The organism is Moorena sp. (genome assembly GCF_982860115.1).
Map to the genome: position 1 here is coordinate 17,000 of NZ_CEYLVT010000022.1, position 23,949 is coordinate 40,948.

General features: G+C 47.7%; 4 protein-coding genes and 3 pseudogenes. 1 reads left to right on the forward strand and 6 read right to left on the reverse strand.

All coding sequences use genetic code 11. The features are described from left to right. Positions 1 to 6 precede the first annotated feature (6 nt). The 6 genes and pseudogenes from AC4II3_RS06315 to AC4II3_RS06340 form a co-directional block, all read right to left on the reverse strand. Positions 7 to 8,781: an RHS repeat-associated core domain-containing protein gene (locus AC4II3_RS06315; RefSeq protein ID WP_488006346.1), complete on the reverse strand. Its 8,775-nt coding sequence runs from the start codon at positions 8,779 to 8,781 to the stop codon at positions 7 to 9. A gap of 111 nt (positions 8,782 to 8,892) precedes the next feature. After that, positions 8,893 to 16,929 carry an RHS repeat-associated core domain-containing protein gene (locus AC4II3_RS06320; RefSeq protein WP_488006344.1) on the reverse strand — a complete coding sequence of 2,679 codons (8,037 nt, stop codon included), beginning with the start codon at positions 16,927 to 16,929 and terminating at the stop codon, positions 8,893 to 8,895. Positions 16,930 to 16,958: 29 nt separating this feature from the next. Continuing rightward, entirely contained in the window at positions 16,959 to 19,829 is a 2,871-nt protein-coding gene (locus tag AC4II3_RS06325; protein ID WP_488006342.1) for a LamG-like jellyroll fold domain-containing protein, read from the reverse strand. Between the two features lie 384 nt (positions 19,830 to 20,213). Continuing rightward, a pseudogene (locus AC4II3_RS06330) lies at positions 20,214 to 20,309 on the reverse strand (IS1 family transposase); the annotation flags it as partial. A 133-nt stretch (positions 20,310 to 20,442) separates the two neighbouring features. Then, complete coding sequence (locus AC4II3_RS06335; protein ID WP_488006340.1) at positions 20,443 to 20,628, reverse strand: transposase; 186 nt, start codon at positions 20,626 to 20,628, stop codon at positions 20,443 to 20,445. 222 nt (positions 20,629 to 20,850) lie between these two features. After that, positions 20,851 to 21,641: pseudogene (locus tag AC4II3_RS06340) on the reverse strand (ISL3 family transposase). Between the two features lie 352 nt (positions 21,642 to 21,993). On the opposite strand from AC4II3_RS06340, the pseudogene tnpC reads away from it, so the two are divergent. Continuing rightward, a pseudogene (gene tnpC / locus AC4II3_RS06345) lies at positions 21,994 to 23,526 on the forward strand (IS66 family transposase). The last annotated feature ends 423 nt before the right edge of the window (positions 23,527 to 23,949 follow it).

A 23,949-nucleotide genomic window follows, 5' to 3' on the forward strand; every position in this document is an offset into this window, starting at 1 on the left:
CATCTGTTACAATTCGTCTCTAAATTCTGTGGATGTGTTTTGCAGATTTTCAATGGCTGCAAGGTAAGCATTGGTTGCATGGGCATCTAAGAAGAAACGGAGGGATGGGTACAGTGGAATTCCTTCAAAATGATAAGAGGTAAACCAAAGACCTAGAGCGGAAGTAGAACTGACTCTTGGATCATTGAAAACAAAATATCTGAGGCTTGTAAAATTCTGAGTTTTTGGGGTAAACATTTCCGCAAATTGTTTGTCGCCTATATATGGCATACCGAACGTAACTAAATGGAATCTTTGAATCTCGTTACGGAAACGCGGATCATCGTAGATATCGTTGATTGCAAACGTGGCATGGGTTGCACCTAAACTATGACCTGTAATATAAATCCTTTGAGCTGAATTGTTTCGTGTCATGAGGTTGTTCAAATCTGAAAGGATATTTGCTTTATGCTGTTTCCAGTAACTGTAAAAATAATTAGAAACCTTCGGAGAGTTAGGAGATGGATAAAGACTAATGGTACTTGCATTTCTCATTTGAAAATATACGTGATCTGAGATATCCGCCCGATCACTTCCCCGGAATGCTAAATAGATGTCAGGATTACTTCTGTTCTCTATTGCAAGGAAACCATTTAAACCTGGCCTCGTGGCATTTTGAGCAGACTCCGTAGAGCCATACCAATTTACAAGTTCAAAAGAGGTCTTGTTCAAAAAGTTGCTAACGTCGATTTGCGAGCCATAAACATGTTTGGCAAAAACAATAGATTGCCTAACCCCTTCTTTCTCTCTTGGGTTAACAGAGTAGGTAAAATAATGGGGCAAATAATAAACGGCCCAAAACAAACTCGTAAATAGTTGGGTTGTGAATTCTATAGCAAGTACTGCCCCAACTCTTACCATTGCTTTGGAGATCTCTCCTGTGGGATCTACTCTATTTATCGGATTATTCCCCACATAAGCATAGGAACAGGCATATTGCCCAGCTGGATCTGCCTCGTAAAAACGCCTCAGCCCAGGATCATAAAGCCGTGCATTATAGTTATAAAGCCCGCTTTCCACGTCGAATTCCTGACCCGTGTAGCGATAATTCGTACCATCTCCTCGACCAACACGCATCAAGCCACCAAATGGCAGGTAATCATAGGAATTTTCAACCCTGCCAGATTCTGCATCAACCTGCGATCGCGTCGAACCCAGGTGGTCTTTGAGAACATAGCGTAAGGTATCCCCCTGCTTGTAAGCCAGAAGCCCAGTGGAACCGTAGATGTATCTTGTTATTTGAGCACTTTGGCCTGCTGATTGGGTAATAACAAGTAAAGGTCTTCTGTCGATTCCATACAAGTAGCGAGTAGAGGTGAGAACCTGGTTACTTGAATCGGTGAATTTTGCCAAGCTGCGTCGGTTGGTGCTGCCATAATCATAAACAAGCTGCTTGCCGTCAGCGAGAGTAATGCCATCACTCAGACCCGTGACGGGATTGTAGTTTAGGGTCGTGAGTGAACGGGCCGGTGCAGCAGTGATGTTACCGTTGGCATCGTAGCCATAGGCAGGAGTGGTTACTGTTTGTTTGATAGCTAAGCTAATATCATCTAGGAAGAAAGGTGGCCCAGAGCCATTGCTGCTGGAGCGGATATAATTGATGCATTCCAGCGTAATCGTGTTGATTTCCTGGCCCAATCCCAAGGTGTTGCGCAGACTAGCCACATCAATATCAAGGCTAACTGGTGTTGTCGTCCAATTTCCATTGGTATCAGTAATGGCATTGAGGGGTGTTGTGACAATTTCTGCCGAATCTGAGTGAAACCGGAGAACCCAAGCAGCTTGACCGTAACCATTACCAAAATTGGCGTCGGTTTTAACTCGATAAGTCAGGGTGTAGGTGCCGTTGGGATCTAGATAGGTTTGGAGGCGGAGGGATTCGTAATGGCCCAGACTACCGCCAGCTAACCGCAACACCTTACCGCGATCGCTGTCCTCGACCACAGCAGAATCCGAGGGACCACCGTTACTGCTACCCCAACACCATCCATCTGCGCAAGAGGGCGAGTGGGTGAGACTGTCGAAGGAAAGGGTGGATTCAGCCGTGCTGGAAAGGTCATGGACTTGGTTATTTTGTTGGTTTTCCCTTGCAGCAGCGTAGTTGTAAGTGGAAGTCGTTACACCCCGTTTAACATGAGCCAAATTGCCGTTAGCGTCATATCCCACCTGAGCGTCAGGGCCAAATCTGACGCTCCAAGCGTTGTTCACATTGTTGGTGGCATTGGTTAAGCGGTTCAGGTTGTCATAGGTGAAACGGTATTGATAATCGGCTGGTGGACAAGACCACTTATCGGGTTTGTAGCTGAAAGCAGTGCTCGCAATATTGCCGTTGTAGTACTTGGTTCCTTCTGCTTGATAGTAATCAAGTGCTTCTGTGAGGTAGGGGTCATCAATGGAGGTGAGCCAGCCTTGTGGGGTGTAGGAATAGTTTCTGGCAAAGCTTTTGGGGGATACAGTGTCCTGCGGATTGCCCTTGCCGTTGTTTAGGCTTTCTTGAGCGATCGCACCCAAAGCATTATAGGTATAAGCCGCATAATACTTCTCACCAGCGTCAGCGGGATGAGCCGGATCGATCACCTCAGTCCCAGTGAGTGTATCACCAACGGAAGCCAATTGTCCCAAGCGGTTGTAGTAATAAGCGACTTTGAATTTCTCCTCTCCCGCAAGGTGGGGATAGTTGATTTCGATCAGATTATCGAGATTGTCGTAGGTGTACCTAGTAATGTAAGTACCACTGTCGAAACCAGAAATTTGGCTTTGCTGTTTGGTGATATTGCCCCTAGCATCATAGGCATAGGTCTCAGTTTCCACACCGGGGTCAGCGTGGTTGATCTGAACCTGATACAGCCGACCGAGTAGGTTTAATATGTCGGGTTGTTCTGAATTGAAGTCAAAGGTGAATTTCTTATACCAAGCCCCCTGAGCATAATTGGAGCTGGTATTGTCCTCAGTGTTGGGGAACGCCTGATTGTTGAGTTTATCGGTCAGGGTTGGACTGTGCCAGGTGTATTGACTATCCTGGATATACCCTTCCTCCACCGCTCTTCCGAGCACATCATAGCGAGTGTACAGAATACGTTGGGGACTTTGAGCGGCACCGTTTGCATCCAACAGGAACCGCACTCGACCCGCACGATCGAAGGCATATTTGGTAGTCCCAGTATCCGGTGTGGTCTTTGAAGTCAGCCACCCAAGGAAATTGTAGGTTCGGGTCTCCTGCCAATTGGCAGGGGCTGAACCATTCGGTGGAGCATAGTAATTGGGCTGTCTCACCGTTGTCAAACGACCCGCATTGTCATATTCAAAGAATGTCGTCTGGTAAGACCCGTTTTCTAAAAGCGTCCGCTCGGCAATGGTGTTACCCACCTGATCAATCAGCCGATAACTGGGTACACCGTTTTGGTTAGTAACTTGATTGATGTAGTATCGGTTTTCTGAACTGGAGGGCAGCAAATTGTTCATGACACTGCCGTCTCCCGAGGAAGACGTTGCCAGGTACGCATACCCCACGGTGAAATTTTCTGAAACGGCCCCTGTTTTTCTGGGCATGATCGTGGCAGTTACACGGGAGAGTGGCGAGGCTTCATATTGGGTAGCCGTATAATCGTACACACCGGAAGCACCGTCCAGATATTGCTGCTTGGTGAGAGATTGGTGATTAGGCTCCACAAGGTAGGTCGTCTCATTGCCTTTCAACAGCTCTGCAGCAGTAGCACCTACACTGGCCTCCAGTGGGGCAAGCTGTAAGGGTGCGTTCGAGGGATTGCGTTGGTAAGCAGGACGACCCAAATCATCCAAAAAGACACCTGAACCGTTGGTGGGATAGTGATCTCCGCTCTCCCCATAGCCTTCGTAACTCACAGTTTGCATCAAACTGCCTGCACCGTCGCTGAAGCCCACGCTTAGCTCAGGGTTGTTGAGGACTAACAGATCGTCAAACGCCCCGTTCTGTTTCAGAGTCAGTACCGGTTTACCCACATTGGCAAGGCTTGTATTCAGGTCGTAGGTATCACTGAAAAGCTGAACACCATTGACATAGAACATCACAAAGCGTTCGACAATCGCAAAAATCCAATCTTTCCCGAACCCTTGGGCATTACTTTGAGCAATGAGGGTCAACGAACCATCGGTTTGCTTGCGAGCTAACTTCCATAAAGAAGCACTGCCATCCCAGTAGACGAATACATCGCCATTGCCAATACCGGCAGTTCCAGTGGTTTCGGTGTTGACCCTGACCCGTGCCGCAAAGTTTGTGAAGGCGAAAATCTTGAGGGTGGCGGTGCCTCCGAGCGGGTCATTGCCACCACCACCCTGGGGTGGCGTGTAGGTTAGTTCACCGTTGGTGATTTCCCAACCTTCTGTGAAATCCCAATTTGCTGTTTTACCATCGTGAAAATCATAGTAAATGCTGTCACTTGTTGTTCTCAGACCCAAGGTGCTGTTAGGGAAGTTGGCTAAAAAGCGATCGTCAGACGTTAAATCCCGGGAGTAGGACGAAGCAGCCAGCCACTCAACCTTTTCCTCTGGTCCGACTTGAGCAATTAGACGTTGATAGGTGTCGTAAACATATCTTTGGGTTTGACCGTTGTTGCCCAGAATCGCAGTAATCTGGTGGGAGTGCGGGTTATAAACAACCTCAGAAAACGTGCCATCTACAGCAGAAAAACGGAGGTTGTCCACCAGACAATATTTAGAACTATTTTGATTGTAGGCTCTGATCGTAATGGATAACTTCACACTGGGGGGGATGTTGTGCTCTGAGCGCAGCTTGCCCAATTCAATGATTTGCTGCAAGTAAATCCATTGATCATTGGTATTGGTATTGGTATTGGTATTGGCAATTTCGAGCGTCAGGGTGTTACCCACTTGCCCATTATTATCATTACGGCGCACGGTTATCTCCCATTGGGCTTTACCGTTGGCTGAATTGAATCCGACCTCCGCCTTTGCCCAGCAGGAGAAGACATAAGCACGGTCTTGATTCAAGGGCTGGAATTGGTTGATTGGTCCAATTTTTTGGTCGGGATCAGGATTCAATCGGAGACTGCGCGTACCCGTGTAATAGTCGATCGTCGTAATGTATTGGCTCAATGTCTGGTTAGATCCTGTGATTCCCCAGCGACCTTCATCCTCATAGGGTTCAAAACCATAAGCATTGGCTTCTTGGGCGGCAGCATTAGCATTGGCAAAGTTGGCTGTGTTGAGCCATCCATCCTTCCCAACTATCACACTACTGTAAACTCCGTCTACATTGGTTTGTTCTGTAACCAAACCCGTTTGAGTCCGAGCCTGCACGGTAGAATTCAATAACCAGTTTGGATCCGGCGTGCCTGAACCATCCCAGTGGTTGAAAGTTGCATCAGCACTTAGAGCACGGAAAGTTTGCCAGGGTGCCCATCTCCCTGAACCGTAACCCCACTTGTCTTTCCAAGTGATCACAACAATGCCCGTGACTTCTTCCACCCCTTGGGCTGGAAGAACTGTTTTTTCAGTGGTTTGCACGATCGCTGCTAACAGGTTCAACGAGCGGTTTGGGTCATAAACCTCCCACCAATATTTAAAAACCTGAACAAATTGCTCTTCCACCATTTCATTGGTACCAGCCTTGTAATTGCGGCTGCTTGTTTGGGTCACCAAGCCTGTCTCGTTGCTGTAAGTGTTCAGAATTTGGTTGACCACATTGTCCAACATCGGAGTTTCCTGGGTGAGACGAACATAAGTGCCAACTCCAATTTGCCCCAACGTCTTTTGATAAACCCTCCAGTATTTCTCAGTAGAGGATTTAACTACCTCCTCTGAGTCAACAACCTGAGCAGCATAATTGAGACCCTTGACTAGACTGTAGTAATCCTGAGTATTGGTGTAGGTAGTATCCGATGGATAAGGCAACGCTGGAGTTTCGCTGGGGGTAAGACCATTAAAGAAGTAGGTACTGCTGCTACCGTAAGTCGGGGTTGTAGGGTCTTCGCTGCCTGGAACAATCGAGGTTTTGTTGAACTGGGGTATCAACCCCAGGGCATCTACCGTGGCATTGGTGACATGGTAGTCAAACCCGGTCGTCACCGTTTGATAGCCATTGTTGACCAAGATACCGATAACTCCGTATCCGTTCTGTTGCCCGGTTGCCTGTTCATTAACGACTGCATAGAGATTAAGGTCAGAATTGGCCGTCCCAAAAGTGTCTGTATAGGTTACAAAGGCTCGTAAACCCACTAGCTTAGCAGCGGAGGTGTTGGGCACATATATCTTCCCTGACAGGAGTTCTGGTGAGCTGGCATTGGCCACAGTGCCATTGTGGAGTGGGTAAACCTTGGTGTCTGCTCCACTCTGATAGATCAAATATCGGGACTCCAACAGTTGCAGACTGTTTAAGTCATCACCGGTCAAGGGATCTGGAATCGTGAACTGCTCTGCCCAAGACCCGTCGGGTTGACGATAATAAACTTTATTATTAAACAATACGAAATTGCTCAGGTAGTCGCGAGTGCGGGCAGCGCGACAGGCAACGCCCCCTGTGTTGCCAGCGGTGCTCATGCCCGCAGGAATCGTCCATTTTTGGGTATTGGGGTCGTAATTGACTAAATCATAGGTATAGGTGTTTGGGTCAGTATGGTAAATACGCAACACCTTGTCGAAACCATAAGACAGACTGTCGATCGTGGCCCCACTCGTAAAGGCAACTCTGCTGAGGTTCGTGTGGATCCAGGTCCTGCCATTGAAGCGGTAGAGTTGTTGAGCGATCGCAACTGTCGAACCGCGCACCACTGATTCATAGGGGGTCTGAGAACCGTCCAAGGTATATTGTCCTAAGTTCTGGGACAACAGTTGAGTGAAAGCACGATCCCACCACAACACTCGGTATTCGATTGTGGTCAATACTGGGTTACTAGAGGTACAGGTTTGTACCATAAAGCTTTCACCCGCATCGAGCTTCAATTGGGTAATATTAGTGATCAGACGGGCTCTCAAGAACTCCTGTTGCTGCCAGGTGCCCACTTGTTCGAGGTGAAACAGTGTCAGATGCATGGGATCACTGGTTTGAATCACAGAAGTTCCAGATGTCACGAGCACATTGCGTTTGGCACTGGCCGTAAAAACCGGATTGCTCCCACCCACTGTGAGCGTCATCAATCCATCATCAACCCAGGTCTCACCATTCCAGTGCCAACGGTAAAGTTTACCACTAGCACTGCCCAAGGCGGCAACAAAGGAGTCCCCAGCGACAAAAACAATAGATTCGGAGGGGTCGAAAGCAGTAGTGAAATAATTGACAGGGTTTTCACCTTGCGTCCCAGTGGCTTGAACCCACTCGCCTCTCTTGAAGGGATTGTGGTGATAAAGATAAACACGCTGGCCACTCTGAATCGCAAAAAAGTTTTCCTCAGCCAAGATGGAAACGGCATCGTAAGCATTGGCATTGTCTACGGGAATTTCTCCCAAATCGGCTTGGAGCCAGCGACCCTCCCAGGTATAAGCAAACACATGCATCACATGCTGGGTGCTATCGCTATTGACACCATACCAGGTTACAGTTGTGTAATGACGGCCAAAGCCGAAGCGGGGATTGCTGTAGGTGAAGCCTGTCTTTTCAGGACGATCGATGGCTGACTGCCGCGAAGACAAGCCAAGGGTTTGTTGACCGTAGTGATAGGTAACCACACCCCCCTCTGGCAAAGTCACAGTTTTGAGTGCGCCGTATAAAGCCTTAGTATTTGCATTATAAATTTGGTTGACATTGACTCCATCAGCCCTGTATTGCCCCCCATAGGCAAATACGGAACCTGGCAATCCATCACCATTAGGCCAGATCCGTTTGATCCCCGTAAGCAATCGCTTTTTCAAATGGCCATCTCCAAGAAAAGCCGTATTCCCGTTGCCATCGTCATAAATCAGTTTTTGGCTAAACAACAGCGTTCCATCTTGAGCCAAATAATCCACGGAGGCTAGATAGCGGGTTTCAAAACGGCTCTGGTAAGCGTTGGGTGGGGATGCGTCGGTGTGGGGGTCCTGGTATTCTTCCGAATCTTTTTCGCTATAGTTAAAAATAACAGCATTGCCCGCCATACCTGTGATCCCTTTCAGATAGGAGGCTTGGGTGTAAATCCGTCTGACCTCACTCCCCGAAGGTGCTGATCCCACGTACTGGTTGACATTTTCGTAGGTATAGGTAATAGCATTGCCCCAGAGGTCGGTCATTTGCGACAGGTTCCAAGCAACAGCAATGGGCGACTGACCTGGAATTTCGGCACTGGAACCCAGCCAGTTCTCCCAAGCAATGCCCCACTGTACCGTGTCCCGTCCACTGTTTTGGCCGCCATAGAAATAGCTGTTGCCGTCTTCTTTAATGATCTGCCAAAGTTCTCGTGCAGGGTCGTAATAGATTTTCCAAAAATGATAGTTTTGGGTTTCGAACAGCCAGCGGCCATCACTTGCAGTACCCGTACGAACCAGCAGGCTGCTTTCCCCACCAGCAAGCAAATAGTAACTGTTGTCGGAGGTAGAAGCACTCTCTTTGAGGTCTACTACGATTTGCGCTGTGCCCAGGGACCACCCCAAGCCCATAACCCCAGTGGGAGCTGACAAGTTCCAGGTCGTTGCGGTTTTCCAAACATTGCTGGAATAAAAAACCGGGACTTGCAGCTCCAAATTGTTGCCGCTAGGGTCTGAAATCAAATTAATATAGAATTCAACGCTGCCGGTATAGCGGTTGGTTCCTTGTTGGAGTTGGTCTGCAGTGATCATAAATAAAAACTCCCTCTATATTTTATTGGGTAAGAAGCTAGATTGTTTCCAATGTATAGAACTTTACTTAACCCTTTCTATACAAGGCTTTGGCCATTTCATATAGTGGAATCAATCCAACTTGACCGAGCCGATCGGATTGAGTTCAATATCAGTAGAAGGCACTTCCTGGTATTCTGCGGGACTCAGGCGGCCCAAACCACCAAGCCTGCCGGAAAACCCTCTCTGGAGAGACTCCCCAATCCTGCTAACCTTCCCCCCTTGGGCTGCTCTTTGACCAAGGAAGCGACCAAATCTTTGACCTATTCTCTGGCCTAATCCTATTCTCTGGCCTTGACTACTCAAGGAACTTCGGATTACCGAACCGCCAGTGGCCTCGGCCAAACCTGCCCCGAGACCTTCGCCTAGGAAGGAGGCTGCTGCACCGAGCCCTACAATGCCGCCAATGGCACCGGCAACGCCACCGAAGATGCTCCATCCAGAAGAGTGGCTCAACCCCAGTGGATCAATCAATGTCACGGGATCACCTACTACGTAAGCATAGCGGTTCAGAGTTTGGGGATCGAGAACATCACCAAAGAGAAAATCTCGCGATAGGAAACGCAATTGAATCGGCCTGTAGTAACGGCTTCGCATGTAGTAAAGCCCATTGCTGTCAGTAAGGACACCATCACGGCCATTGAACAGGAAGAGCGGCACTGCACCTTCCTGAGCCGCCAGTGCTCCGAAAAGACTGTAGGCAAAGCGAGAAACGACCTTGCCCGTGTTGTCGGTGAGTGCCAGGGTACTTCCCCGCTCATCATAGAGGTAAACTCGATAATCCCCCGATGTGCTTTCCTCAGCAATCAGGCCGATGCCGTAGACATAACGCTTCTGCACATTGCCTCCACCATCCACCGTTTGTAACACCTGATCCAGGGACTGGGAGAAGGGGCGGATCTGTCTTGGAGTGTCATTATCAGTTGGTGAAAGACCTCGACTTCCAGCAGGGTTCTCATAGATGCCTGCCTGGTTGAGAGCACGGTTGCTGTCGGCCTGCTCCAGATAAGGGGCAATATACTGGTTGGGACTCGTGACGTAGCGGATAGTAGTACCACCTACCACTGCTGTGTCACGCAGGCTGTCCACATCGTAGCTGTAGGTATCGCTGCCATAGGCAGTGATCAGATTGTAATCGTTGTAGGTAATGTTGGAGACATTGGGCAGGGCAGTGGTGTTTCCTGCATCATCATAGGAAATGTTTTGGCCGTCAATGGTCTCCATCTCGTTGCCATTGTTGTAGGTAAAGGTTGTGCTGCTAGGAGGATTATTGGGTGCGATCGGCAGAATTAAATCAGCACTCTCAGGCTCATTCAGCGCGTTCAGGGTGTAGGCAACTGAGGAAACTAAGCGGTCTTGGGCAGTATTGGCCAGCCCAGTGAGGCGGTTAGCCGCGTCCACCTGGAATTGGGTCGCGGACTGATTGGGGTAGGTTGCACTTTGTAGAAGACCAGTGGGGTAGTAGGTGTAGGTGGTGACACGATCGTGCCAATCCGTGACCGTATGCAGCCGTTGGAGGCCATTGTAACTGTAGGTCACAGTTTGAGCAGGGGTTTGCCCTGCAGCCGGATAAGTCAGGACGTGCAGCTTATCTTCCGGCGTGTAGGTATAACCAATAGTTTCCTGATATTGGTTAGTTCGTGAGGTAATGCGGTTCCAGTGGTCAAAGGTGCGGGTAACTTCGATCTGAGTTCCTTTTGTACTGTTCAAGCGGTTGCCATTGGCATCCAGGGTCTGGCGAATTTCAGTGCTATCGGAGAGGGTGATTTTATCGTAACGACCCGCAGGGTCATAGTCGTAAGTCAAGGTTTTACCATTTGCCTGCTGGAAGGTTTTCAGGAAGCCGCGTGGGTAATAAGTACGTAAGGTGGATTTGCCCAAGGCATCGGTTTCACTCAAGAGTTGCCTGAGGCCATTGAAACTAAGCACCGTGTTCCCAGCCCCAGCACCAGGGCCGCTCACCTGGGTCTGTACTAGGTTGTTGTTACTGTCATAGGAGTAGGTATAGCGGGTCTCCTGATTGTTGGCATCGGTGACTAGGGTCAGACGGTTCAAAGCGTCATACTGGAATTGACTGGTACGGGTTACACTGTCCTTACCTTCTACCAGGGTGATACGTCGGCCTAGGGCATCAAAAGTGGTGATGATCTGATTTCCTAAGGGATCAGTTAATGTCATCACTTCCAGGTAAGTGTTGTTGGAACTACTGGACTGGGTTACGTAGGTGACGGTAGTCTCATGGCCAGATTCATCGGTGAAAGCAACTGGCCGCCCCAGAGCATCAAAGACCTGCACGGTCTGGTATTGAGTGGAACTATCCCCAGACGTGGCTTCAGGGAAAGTGGTGGTGACCACCTGCTGATTGGTTTCGGTTTCTGCGTCCTGGCGCACGGTGTAGGCAATAGTGGTCACCTGATTATCACGGTTAGTATAAGAGATGAGCCGACCGAGCACATCATAGACTTCCACGCTCTGGTAGTCAGTTTCGTCACCTTCCAACTGGGGATATTTCAATGTCACCGAGGAAGGGAAGGGGGTACTATTTCCCTCAAACACCATGCTGTAGAGATAGGTGTAAATGTTGCCATTGGGGTCAGTGTGTATTTTTTGCCGATTAAGGGCATCGTAAGTGTAGCGCTCAATTACGGATGAAGAGAGCTGAACTGAGGTGAGGTTGTTGTTGCGATCGTAGCCATTCGTGGTCACCGACTGTACACCCGATGCTTCAGGAAAGGTTGTAGTGTGGAGTTGCAAACCTGGAAAATAGGTGTATGTGATCTGATTCCCCCCAGCATCCATTTGGATTTGGATCTGGTTCATAGCAGTCGGGTCATAGCGGGTGGTGTAAGCATTGGCACCCGACTGACCAGGCACCTGGATCTTTCGGGAAGTCGGGAACCCCATGTTGTTGTAGGCAGTGATGCGGGTTTGCAAGGTGTTGCCCTGACTATCACGGTACTCTAGGGAAGTGTTAAGACCCTGATTGTTCCATCCGTATTGGGTAACATTGCCCAGAGGACTGGTTTCCGTGTCCAGTTCATCCTGGTTATAGGTGTAAGTAAACACATTGCCTAACGCATCGGTTTGGGTTTGCACTAAACCTTTGACAGAACCAGATACATAAGTATAGGTGGTCGTACGCCCCAAGTAGTCAGTGACCTGTTTCAAAGTGTTGTCACTGTAGTACTCATAATGCATTGTGTTCCCTAGGAAGTCGGTCTGAGTCTTCACTAGGTTGTTGTCATAGTAGGTGTAAGCTTCGACTTGGCCAATGGGACTGGGATAAGAGATAGTCAGTAGGTTTAAATTACCATCATAAGTATAGGTTTTGGTATTGCCCACCTGTGTATCCACTTGGCTTGCAGGTCCCTCGTAGGTGGTTTCGGTCAGCCGATTGTTGAACGCATCGTAAGTATAGGTTGTCTGGTAAATGTTGCCGTCTTCCAGGGTCGTGACCGTACTGAGGGTATTACCATTAGCCTTGACGCTTTTGTAGACCGTCTGATAGCCCATATTGTCATCAACAGTGGCAATGACAATATCCTGATCCGCTTCGGTGGTCTCTTCATAGGTGATACTGATGCCATAGCGCTGGCTGGGTTGTGCCTGGGAAGCAGCATAGGCATTGGGATCCTGTTGGAACGTAACGCGGTACTTTGTTGTACCCCCGTCATCATAGGATTCGTACTCATTGTAGACAAAAACATGGCCGTTCTGGTCAGTGCCTGTTTTCATCAGTGACTTCTGCTCTAGACCCCCACTATTCCAATAGGTGTATGTGCGTGTTTTCCCCAGCGGATCGGTGTAAGTTACCAGGTCACCGTTGTCATAGGTATAGGAAATTTGTCTTCCCGTACTGTCAGTCACACCATTGATGCAACCATCATTGTTATAGGCAAACTGGAACCATTGGCCATTCTGGTTGTCGGTTACCTGGTGTAGTCGATTGCTGCTATAGGTCACAGAAATAGTATTACCGATGGGTGAGATAATTTGGGTTAGGGTTCCGTTTTGGCTAAATTGATAGCGGGTCTGGTTTTTAAGCGTGAGGGTATAGACTAAATTGGCACTAAAGTAGAGCCTCGTGCCATTATAAACACCATCCATCTGGTAGTTGCCTGTGATGCCGTTGGGAATCTGGAAGACATCAATCGCCCCACTGCCCCAGAGAACATAAACCTTACCTTCCTGCTCGTTCTTAGCAATACGAGTGTTGTAAACGTGGTTCCAGCGATTGCCCATTGGCTTACCGTCGTAAAACTCATTTTCGGCCTGGATGGGGGTGTAGGTGTTGTAGTAGGTCGTGAACTGGAGTGGGAACAGACCACCAAAAGCCAGATCAAGGTTATCGTAGGAGAAGGTACCTGTGGCCAGGTTGATGGGATCGCCACTAGAGGGGTGGTGAGGCTGATCACCAGGGCCCACTTCAGGCACTTTACCGGCCTCCACTGGAACCGGAGCGCTCCAAGGCCCCATCAGGCCATTCCTTTCTGCAGCCACAGAGATCTGATAGGTCTGATTTTTAGTAACCCCAGTTGTACTCTGAGATAAGGTGTTAGGGTTACTATTGCCAGGATCAAATTGGCGATCGTAGCCGGACGGACCAGTGATGTGAATTTTATAGGTAATACCGCTGCCAGAGAGATTATTCCAGGAGACAATGATGTCCACCGCAGCGTTCGTCGAAGCTTTAACGTTCTGCACCATTCCCGGAGCGTTGGCCACTACAGTGGCTTGGCCTGTGGGACCGATCGTCCCCCTAGATACAGCCTGTACACTAACCGTGAAGGAGTTACCGTCATTGATAGTGATGTTAGAGAAAGTCACACTTTTGGACGTGACAGTTTGAGTATCGGAAGCATCACCTGAGAGCACTGCTTGGTAGGAAACACTGCCAGTGGGATACGGTGATTCGTCAAAAGACCAGGTGGAAGTCACCGTCTTAGCTGCAGAATCCGTAGTGGGCGTGGTGACGATGGGTGCGACCATGTTTGGATAGGTGGTCACAGTCTGTTTTGTCCCAGAATAGGCCGTCATGAAGCCACTGGCCAACGATCTTACTTGCGCCCGATATTCCTTCCCTTGGGTCGTCGTGAAGGAGGCATCGCTGGTACCTGTCGTCATCTTGCTATAGACTACACTAGAATCACTCGTATCCAACAACTCTAGATAGTACATCTGAGCACCAACGACTGTACCCCATTCCACCGTGACATTATTGTTACTAACTTGATAAGTGACAATAATGTCAGCAGCGTTAAGTGAAGGCGGTGTATTTTCTAATCCCAAAGTTCCTGAGGACACGCCTCTGACCTTGACGGTAAAGGTATTGTCCACACCCAACCGATCGGTGAGATCAAATTGCCTTGCGTCCTGGGTGTTGGCAATATCAGGTTGCGTCACAATTGGATCAGTTCCAGTTCCCTGATACAGGTATAAGGTGTAGGTAACATCCAGAACAGCGGTTTTCTGAGCCTCAGTGCGAATATCATCCCACGTCACCTTGAGGGGGTTATTGGTATCATCAAACGTGAGAGTTGGCGCGGCTAAATCTAGAATGGTGGCTTGGGTGCTTACTGGTGCACTGATAGCACCTTCTGGCAACGACTTTGCTTTAGCTATGTAGACATCACCAACCTGAAACACTCCAGAATGGGGCACTTGATATGAGCTTTCGGCAGCTTGAGCAAAGTAAGTCACTGCATTGGCTTCATCACCTTGTTTGTAAATGCTTAGATAAACTTGTGTATTGCTGTTCCAACTCGCTGTCAGGGTTTGGGCAATTTGATCGTAAAGCAGCACTAGACTGATGTCGGTGGGAGTTACCACATCACTGGAAAGACCAACGGACCCTTCCGCTAGACCTGTCACCTGAACAGTCACCTTTTCTACCTCAGACATCGGCAGATAGTCCCATAAATTGTAAGACAGGCCGGGTTGATCTTTATCTTTATGTTTTTGCCGCGTGTCGCCAACAGTGACCTGTATTTGGTAAGTCACTTGCAAATTTGCATCTTTTTGTGCTTGGGTACGAATGTCGTCCCAGTTTGCCGTCAGGGTTTCAGTTCCACTGTCATTCCTATGGTCAAAGGTCACCGTTGGTTTAGCAAGATTGTGAATCGTAACCGAACTACTATCAATCTCAGCCATCGTTCCTTCTGCCAACGCCCGCATCGCAAAATCAAACTGTTGGTTCTCTTGCAACCCTCCCGTAGGTGCGGGGACTTCGTAAGTGGTGCGGGTATTGTCAAAAAACTGCTGGTCTGGTGGGTCTTGTGAGCCTTGCAAAGTGGCTTTGAGGTAGGCATGGGGTACCGACTTCCAATTTGCAGTGAGTTTCCCACTGGTATTGTCGTAGGCGTAAACTCGATTTAACCCCGGTGGTGTAACAATCCGATTAGGCGGTCCCTCGGCCCCCTCTTTCTCTGCCTTGACTTTGATAGTGTACAGATGGTTCTGCGGCAGATAGGAGGTCAAATTGTAAGTGCGGGTTGTCATTTCCCGCTCATCAACAATGGGTGTCTGATCGTTGTCCTGGAAAATCTGCAAATGATAAGTTGCTCCAGTGACCACCTCATCCCAATTCACCACCAGGGTGTTGTTCGTGCTATCGTAGGCATAGGTCAGCACTGGCCTTGCCAAATTGACGATGGTTACCGTTTGTTCCGTGCTCCATGTGCCGATGCTGCCTGCGGCCAATGCCCGCAGCTTGGTTTTATAAACTTCGCCATCCACAAACGGAATTTGGTCATGGGTGATCTGTATGGATGTTGTGCTGCCCAGCTCCCATTGCTGAAAGACCAGCGACCAGTTCTGGCCGTCCTGTTTATAGACTTCTAAGTAATAGTTTTGGGCATTGGCCACAGCATTCCAGGTCGCTTCCAAATAAGGGTCTCCAGTGTCTGGAACGATGTAAGCAAAATCCAGCCTGGGTTGGTCTAGCGTCACTTTGTCATTAGCTGGTCCATAGGAACTTTGGGTAAACGCTTCGACTTGCAAATACCAAGCATCATCACTTTGAAGCTGACTTTCCAAGGTGTAGCTAGTGTCTGACTGCACCGTTGGCGGAGATGCTGGCGTTGTACTCTCACCCTGATACAATGCCAGGCGATATTGCTGCGCTTGATCGATTGCATCCCATTGAGCGGTTAGGGATTGGTTGCTGCTCTCATAAGTGAAGGGCTGTAAAACCGTCTGACCCAGGTTGAGTGTCAAAACTTGCTTTTGAGCACTCCACGGGCTCGTTCCACCACTGGTAGTTACTTGAACCCTGGCCTGGTAGGTTTGGTTCACGTTGGCACCAGCGATGATGTAGGGCGAGGTGGTGAAAGTACCCGTTTGATGGACGCGGCATCCGGTAGTTTGCTGGTAATCGACCGTATATGTACCCCCACTCTCAGGGTTGGTAATGGTCACTGCCAATTGACTTTGCTGGAATTGCAAATTGGAATCTACAAAGGTAGCGCCACTCACAGTTCCTGCGTGTTCTGTGGAATCTAGCGCCCAGTGGAGTACCAAACCCGTCTTGCTGCTAGTCACCCGTTGTTGCAAATCAGTCATGATTTGCTCGTTGGTACGCACCGTACTCCAAAGCCTGAACTCGCTCATGTTCCCCTGAAATCCCACCTCGGACGTGGAGTCTCCTTGTCCAAGGACCAGATTACCGCCTGCTTGCAAACCATTCCCAGCAGTAAAGGACACAGCACTCAAGCTTTGATATGCAAGAAATCCATCCTTGTAGATTTGGATTTGGTAATGGGTACTGTCAGAAGGGGTTACAGTCACAGCAACCTGATGCCAATGGTTGTCGTTGAGAATCACTCCGGTTGCACCTGTTCCAGAGCTGCCAAATCCTACATCCAAATTCGTTGGGTTCTTGAACCAAAGGCGTCGGCTGTTATCCCCTGTCTGGTCATAGGTCAATAAAACAGCGTTTGCAACACTTTGGTCGGTCTTTACCCAAAAGGATATTGTCAGTGCCACCAGGGGAAAGTTATCTAGGTTGTCTTGGCGAATAGAGGCAGAACCATCGAATTGGGAGACTTTGCTGGCCGGATTGAGTTGACTGGTATAGGCCAACTCAAATTCTGGGGTGCTGGGAACCGTCATTATGATTTCTCCTTATATTCGTTAGAAGCCTAACTATCCGCGTGGGTCTGGGTCAGGATATTACCTCGGTCATCGTAGGTATAAGTGAGCGTTGTTTGGCTATCAGTCATGGTTTTTAGGCGACCGAGTGGGTCATAGGTGTAAGTGGTTTGGGTTGAGTAGGGACCGGAGACCAAGGAACTCCAAGGCCCTGTCATTTTGTCCCCGATCGCACGAACCTGGGCTTGATAAGTAGCACCGTATTCCAAGGTTTCCTCAAAGGTGACAGTGGTTTGGGTCGTCTCTTTGCGCTCAGCAACAGAACTATTTTTATCAAGTTGTGCTGTGTAGCCGGTAATGTTTGGATTGGTGACAGCATTCCAAACTGCCACGAGAGCTGTGTGGTTGTAATATAGCTCCAAACCGTTGGGCACCTGTTGAATGATACCCACGCCTGCACTCCAAGGCCCTTTGGTTTTCTCCGCCGTCCCTTGCACCTTTGCCAAATAGTTCTTGTTCTGGTCAAGATTTACCATCACGCTACCACTGTTTTCGGTCACGTCATTGCTGGCGACGACCGTTTCGCCATCGAAAATCGACAGCGTGTAGCCAGTTACCGCACTTTCATTGACCGCACTCCAACTCGCGCTCACCTGACTGCCATCGTAAGAGACCACCGAAATGGTCGCGGCTTCGACAATCACACCGACGCCTGTGCTCAAGGGTCCGGTGGTTTTGTCGCCGGTAGCCTGAACTTTCACGGTGTAGGTTTGGTTTGGGTCTAGCTCTACGGTGACCTCACCACTGATACCGCTGACCGCTTGCGACCCGACGATCGTTTCACCATCGAAAATCGACAGCGTGTATCCTGTTACCGCACTTTCATTGACCGCACTCCAATCGGCCCGGACTGCGCTGCCATTGTAGGCAACTTCCGAGAACGTCGGCACCCCGACAATCACCCAAACTGATGTGCTCCACGGACCACTGCTGGAACTGCTGTTAGCCCGCACTTTGACCTCGTAATTCTGCGTCGGCTCAAGATCAATATCTAGGGAGGTAGAGGTTGTATTGCTATACTTGCTTGTCACCAGGTTATCGCCTTCAAACAGGCCTATCGTGTAATTGATCGTGTAACCGGTGACCCCGGCCTGAGTGACGGCCGTCCATTCAGCAGTGAGTGTAGTGCCGCTATATTCAATGAGTGGCTTCAAATGTTCCGGTAGCCACCATCCATAAGCCATCTCCGTCAGTTGCCAGTTGTTGAGTGCTTGCAGTTTCGAGATGTCCTTCCCCGTATGATTATGATTCTCCACAATGGTAGTGTTGCGCTGATTATCCAACGACATGTCAGATAGTTGTTGTGGTGTACGTATCTTGGCCTCTACCAGCCACAAGTACATCAGCCCATGCCATGCGAGTTCGACGTTACTCTGTCCCTGTAATGACTGGATGCTGTCCGTGCTGTGTTTATTGAGTTCGACAATGAGCGTATTGCGCATGTCTTCCGGCGACATGTGGGTCAGTTCCTCCGCGCTACGCCAGCCAGCGGACAGAAGTACCTCACACACCATAGTGGTACAGGGGAGAATGGGGCTACCAGGGCTTATGTAGGTGACATTACCTACGGGCGAGGCGTTGTTGTGAGTAAATGAACTGTCGTTGCCGCTCTGGTCTGCGTATGTCCAATAACCAACCAATCCGGGTTCGTCGCCGGATACCGTTTGGTACATGTATTGGATAATTTGGTTCTGGGGACGGGCGGTGTTCCAAACTCTCACCTGATTTAAGTAACCGGTATAGCGGTTGTAAGGCTCTTGACTTTGGTCTGTAGCGCCCATAAGAAGCCGCAAATTGTTATTGACATTGAGGGGCGGGGTGGCATTTCCTCCTGGAGCACTCGACAGGAGCTGGCCGTTCATATAAAGTTTGAGGTTGGCACCTTCTCTAACAGCGGCAATATGGTTCCATTGGCCATTGGCAGCTGATGTGGCTTCAGAATTGACTTCGAAAAAACCAAAACCATTATCGGTCGCCAGTTTAAAGACCCCATTGGGTTTCAGAACCAACAGGAAACCACCAGACCCAGACCCACCAGATGTGCCTTTACGGGAAATCAGAGTGCCTGTGGAAGTAGTTTGAAACCAGGTTTCCAAAGTAAAGTTTCCGGTACCCCAGTCGTAAACATTGTAGTTCGGTGCGGCCATATAACTATTTTGGAGGCTCACCGCAGAGTCGTTGGCACCAGCTAACGGCGAGCCTGGCGTGACGTAGGAGACTGATCCCTGTGGTCTTGCATTATTCTTCACAGAGGAAGAGTCATTGCCGTTACCATTGAGTTGCCAATAGCCCACCAATCCCTGTTCATTGCTGCTGAGGATGCTGTACCTATTGAGATTCAGGTCACCCTGACTCCGGGCTATAGTCCAAACCCGCACTTCGTCAATCAGCCCCTCATAATGGTTATTGGGTTCCTGGCTTTGATCTGTGGCACCAATGAGCAACCGCAAATTGTTGTTGACATTCAGGGGAGGTGTAGCATTGCCCCGGTTAGTGGTTGGCAACAACTCACCGTCCAAATAGAGGTAGAGTTTCGCTCCATTTCGGACACCTGCCACATGATGCCAGTCACTATCAAAAACATTGGTGGCTTCAGAATCGATCTCGAAAAAACCGAAACCATTGTCTGTTGCTAGCTTAAGCTGTCCGTCGGGCTTCAGAACAAGAAGGAAACCTCCATTCCCAGCCCCTCCGGCAGTTCCTTTTCGTGAGATGATAGTTCCTGGGCTGCTTGGTTTAATCCATGCTTCAAACGTAAAGTTTCCGATTCCAAAGTCATAGGCGGAATTGTTGAGAACCACCATATAAGCGTTGTTTTGCAATTGAAGCGTGGAATTGTTGGAAACTTCAGTTTGATGCATTATTTCTCCTTCTAGTCATTGGTGACCAATTAAGCCTATACCCTGGAGTTTTGACTGACGTGCCCCTAGGACTTGTCCCCAAGATATCTGAATGAGAAAATCCTAAATTTTCCTCATCATCCTATCCTGGTTCATAGGACTTACGTCAGAAATGGTGAATTTATTAATAAAAATTGACATTTCTCTAAAGTTGATTCCTATTGACAGGCGATCGCCTCAAAATCGGCTCAGTCTTTCAATCCAATGATTAGTGAGACTTTGATAATCTGGAACCTGACGGGGGGACAACGAGGCATGGGAGTCTTATGTAGTCAATGAGAGCGTGCGCTATCCCAGAAAATTCGGCGTTGCTTAATAATAGAATGGTTAAGCAAAAATGGGAATTTAGTGAAACTTTAAATAATAACTAATAAGCCTGATTGATAACTTCAACATCTCTTCAGAATTAGAGTAACACAGAGTTCGTCGATGTAGCCTAGCGGGCTTAGTGCCTCAATGTAAGCATTCAGCCGTCAGCTGTCAGCTGTCAGCTTAAAATAAAGGCTCTTCCGTACTTGTTATGCTAAACTAACAGTTAAAAAGCCAGTTTAATAAACATCTCGAAACGAAAGTTTTAAAAATTACGAAATCCATAAGCCGAGCGCTTAATTAGCTTAAGTTTGTTATTAATACCCTCAACGAAACCACTGGTTGTTCTATGATCAAAGTAAGCAATTATCTCATCCAGCCATCGGCTAATCGTTTTTTGACTCTCGGGGAAATATTTTTTCGCTCTTGACAACCAAATCCCCAGTTTCACTAATCCGGTGTACCAATTACTAGTCTTCTAAAAAATTTTTCTGATTTTCTCTTTTAGTTCATGCATTTTTTTGAGATTAACAGATATTTTTTTGACTTCACTTAGTTGTTTTTTTTGTTATTTGTTAATATATTTTTCATTCTTAATTAGAGCATAATTACTTTTTTTTAGTACCTATAAAACCTTCTTAACCTTCGTTTTTGCTTGATCAGATTTTGCTTTTTATAGGGATTTTTTTCTTTGTTGCTTCTCTCTCTTTATTTCTTGATCTAGCTCTTTATTTATTTGTGCCATAACGTGAAATCTATCTGCAACTACTTGTGCATTTGGCATTAATTCAATCACTAAATTTTTGTAAGCAAGCCACAAATCAATGCTGACCTCTTCTATTTCAGTACCTCGACTCCCCATCCTAATAAAAACTTTCTCAATTCTTCTTGAGTACGTTTTTCTAAAATTGCTAATAGTTTTTTTGAATCTATATCTACTAATACAGCACAGTAATTTCCCTTTCCTTTCACCAGGGCTATCTCATCAATCCCTAGTCTTTTTAACTGGGACGGCTTGAAATCCGATAATCCTTCGGATGCATCTTTTAACATTCTTTCTATTTCTTCTGTCGTCACTATTCCTGCTTTTGCTACACTATGTATATTTTTTTCTAAAACTTCTTGTAGGGTTTTCTCTGCCAGCCTTTTTGTATAACTTCTCTTCTTTCTAACGAAATCCAGTTCTTCAGTAAACGGTTTTCTACATTGGATGCATTTGAATTGTCTTCTATTGATTTCTAAAAATACTGGTTTTTCTCCAAAGGGTAAATCTTTCACTATGTATCGATGATTTTGATGTAATCTACGACTTTTTGTTCCACAGCGAGGACAAGTACTATCTGAGTGGATTGATTCTACCTGTAAAATTATTCCGATTCCGACATGAACTCGGTGGGCTCTAACTTTCACCCCTTCCAGATCGAGAAGCTCTGTGAGCAGCTTTATTTCTTTGTAACTGCTCACCGCAAGTGAGCAATTCTATTGAGAAAAAGACAATCCCCTAGTGGATAGCTGCTCCTTTGGTACACAGTGTGTCAGTTCCAGCAAGATTCCATAACCCGAATTGGAAGGCTCGGATCAACAACATACACTCGCGAGATTGAGAATTGGGCGGTGGCCAATGGCTGGCTTGAGTGCGAGGAATGGGCGTTTTGTCTTTTGAATGATGTATATTAAAAGCTATGACTATGACTTACGCACTGACCGGCAACTCCGAGCATGGCCATAGCCCTTGAGCAGATGGTTTGAAGTTACCGTAAGACAGTGGAGCCTTAATAAGCGACAGTCTGTAAGTTATAGGTTTAAGTTATATGAAATAAGGCTCCACTGTCTAAGGTTTCGTCTGGCAAATACAGTGCTGCGAATTTATGAATGGCTAATCGAGCAAGAGCAACAACTGGTCAAAAAGCAAAGTCTGATTGAGGCGCAACAACGCCAAATCTCCGCACAGCAAGAGGAGATTGAACAACTAAAAGATTCTCTTGAGAAGCTCAAAAACCGTGACTCTCATGCGCAGTTCCGTTCCTCCTTCATCGGATCAACTGAAAAAGCCCAGCGACAAAAAGAAACGGAAAAAAGGAAAAAAACGTGGTCCATAGTACAATCATCCCGGGAAAACCCGCAATGGATTTGGTACTCCCGATCGAGTAATCACTTTGGAGCTGGAAAACTGTCTGGTCTGTGGAAGTTCTTTAGAGTCACTCGAAGGAGCAAAGCGAGAAAGTCCAGCAGGTAGCTGAAGTCGTTGAGCAACCAGTAGAAATCAGGGAATATCGCCGCCCCTTGTATAAATGCCCAAATTGTAGGTGGTCTGGTTACAGTTTGATGCCACCGGGAGTTAAAGAAGGATTCAGCTATGGGGGAAGACTTTGTAGTATCGTGGGCTGGTTGGGTTATGGCGGAAACCTGACATGGCGGAAACAGGAGTATTTTGCCTTTATATGTCTTGGGGGTTCCCATTTCTCAGGGGAGTCTGGCAAAAATGCAGCGTTGGTTCCAACAGAGCAAGTAACCTTCTTATCAACAGTGGCGCTCCTTACATTAAACAGCCGGGAGTTAGGTGATAAGATGAAACAACTTATTGTATAGATGGCATCAAGTATTGGTTATGGGTCGCTACCAGTGACCAAGTTTGCGCCTTGATGTTAGCCCCGACCCGCAGTTCTGCCGAACTAGAAAAATTGCTGGGCTCAGATTTTGAGGGAATACTCAGCAGTGATTGTTTTAGTGCTTACTCTCCACAAGGTGCAGCATCCTTCGCAGAAGTGTTTAGCACATCTGCTTAGGGACTTAAAAGCCTAACAGACTAGTAGATTTAAGGGCAATCGTGAGGAAAGCAACTATGGTCGAAGCCGTTTTGTGGCAATCAAGAACGGTTCATCGGGACTATCAACAGCGGATTATTGAGTCGAGAAGAGTTAGCAGGGTACAGAAGTGTCATAGAAACAAAATTAAAAGAGGTTTTGTCACCAGACAGTTACCCAAAAGCCGCCATCAGATACGATCAGGTTGATGAGGCGACTTGAACGTCATTGGGATGAGTGGTTTACTTTTTTGTCTCATCCAGAAGTCAAACCTGACAACAATGATGCTGAAAGAGCTTTACGCCCGCCCTATTGTTGTTCATCGAAAAGTTAGTGGTGGGGCTTGAAGCGATTGGGGTGCGCAGTTAGTAGCCCAAATGTTCAGCTTTTTGGAGACGATGCGATTGCAAGGAAATAACGCGTTCGCGAAGCGGTTCTTTTGGAACATCTCCCAATTGTGTGAATTATTGTCTTTGGCTGGTCGAAGTCCCCCAGGCAAACGAGTTTTACTCAAAATTAGAGTCTACTTAAAAACTCGAGAATAGGAGAATTGCTTTCGTGTTCTACCCCTTTGGTTGAGGTTAGCGTACAGCAAGGCGCTAACCGGTGTTTCTCAAGCTCATTTCTCAAATCCGCTGAAGTTGCACATAGTACGGAGTTACTAACCACAAGGGTTATACCTGATTTTTACTGGGATTGTTTAACCGGATTTGATATGACGCAATAGGTTTTTTGGAGCGTATTGGTGGTGATGGGCTCCCCCAATTGTCAGGAATGTGGGCGCAAAGCTGGTCTTTTTCCTCCTGGTGTTCACTTGACCATTATTTCAGCCCTCGCTTTGGCTCTTCATTTTCAATAAGGCTGTTCACCTGCGGTGAGCAGTTACATTTCTTTTTTATTAACCATACTATTAATCCCTTTTTGCGACTATTAATAGTTAATAATAAATCCGGATTGTTTGTCAAGTA

What these genes read in the sequence shown, in the direction of transcription:
- AC4II3_RS06315 (WP_488006346.1), bottom strand. Translation starts at nt 8,781, where the DNA reads ATGATCACTGCAGACCAACTCCAACAAGGAACCAACCGCTATACCGGC.
- AC4II3_RS06320 (WP_488006344.1), bottom strand. Translation starts at nt 16,929, where the DNA reads ATGACGGTTCCCAGCACCCCAGAATTTGAGTTGGCCTATACCAGTCAA.
- AC4II3_RS06325 (WP_488006342.1), bottom strand. Translation starts at nt 19,829, where the DNA reads ATGCATCAAACTGAAGTTTCCAACAATTCCACGCTTCAATTGCAAAAC.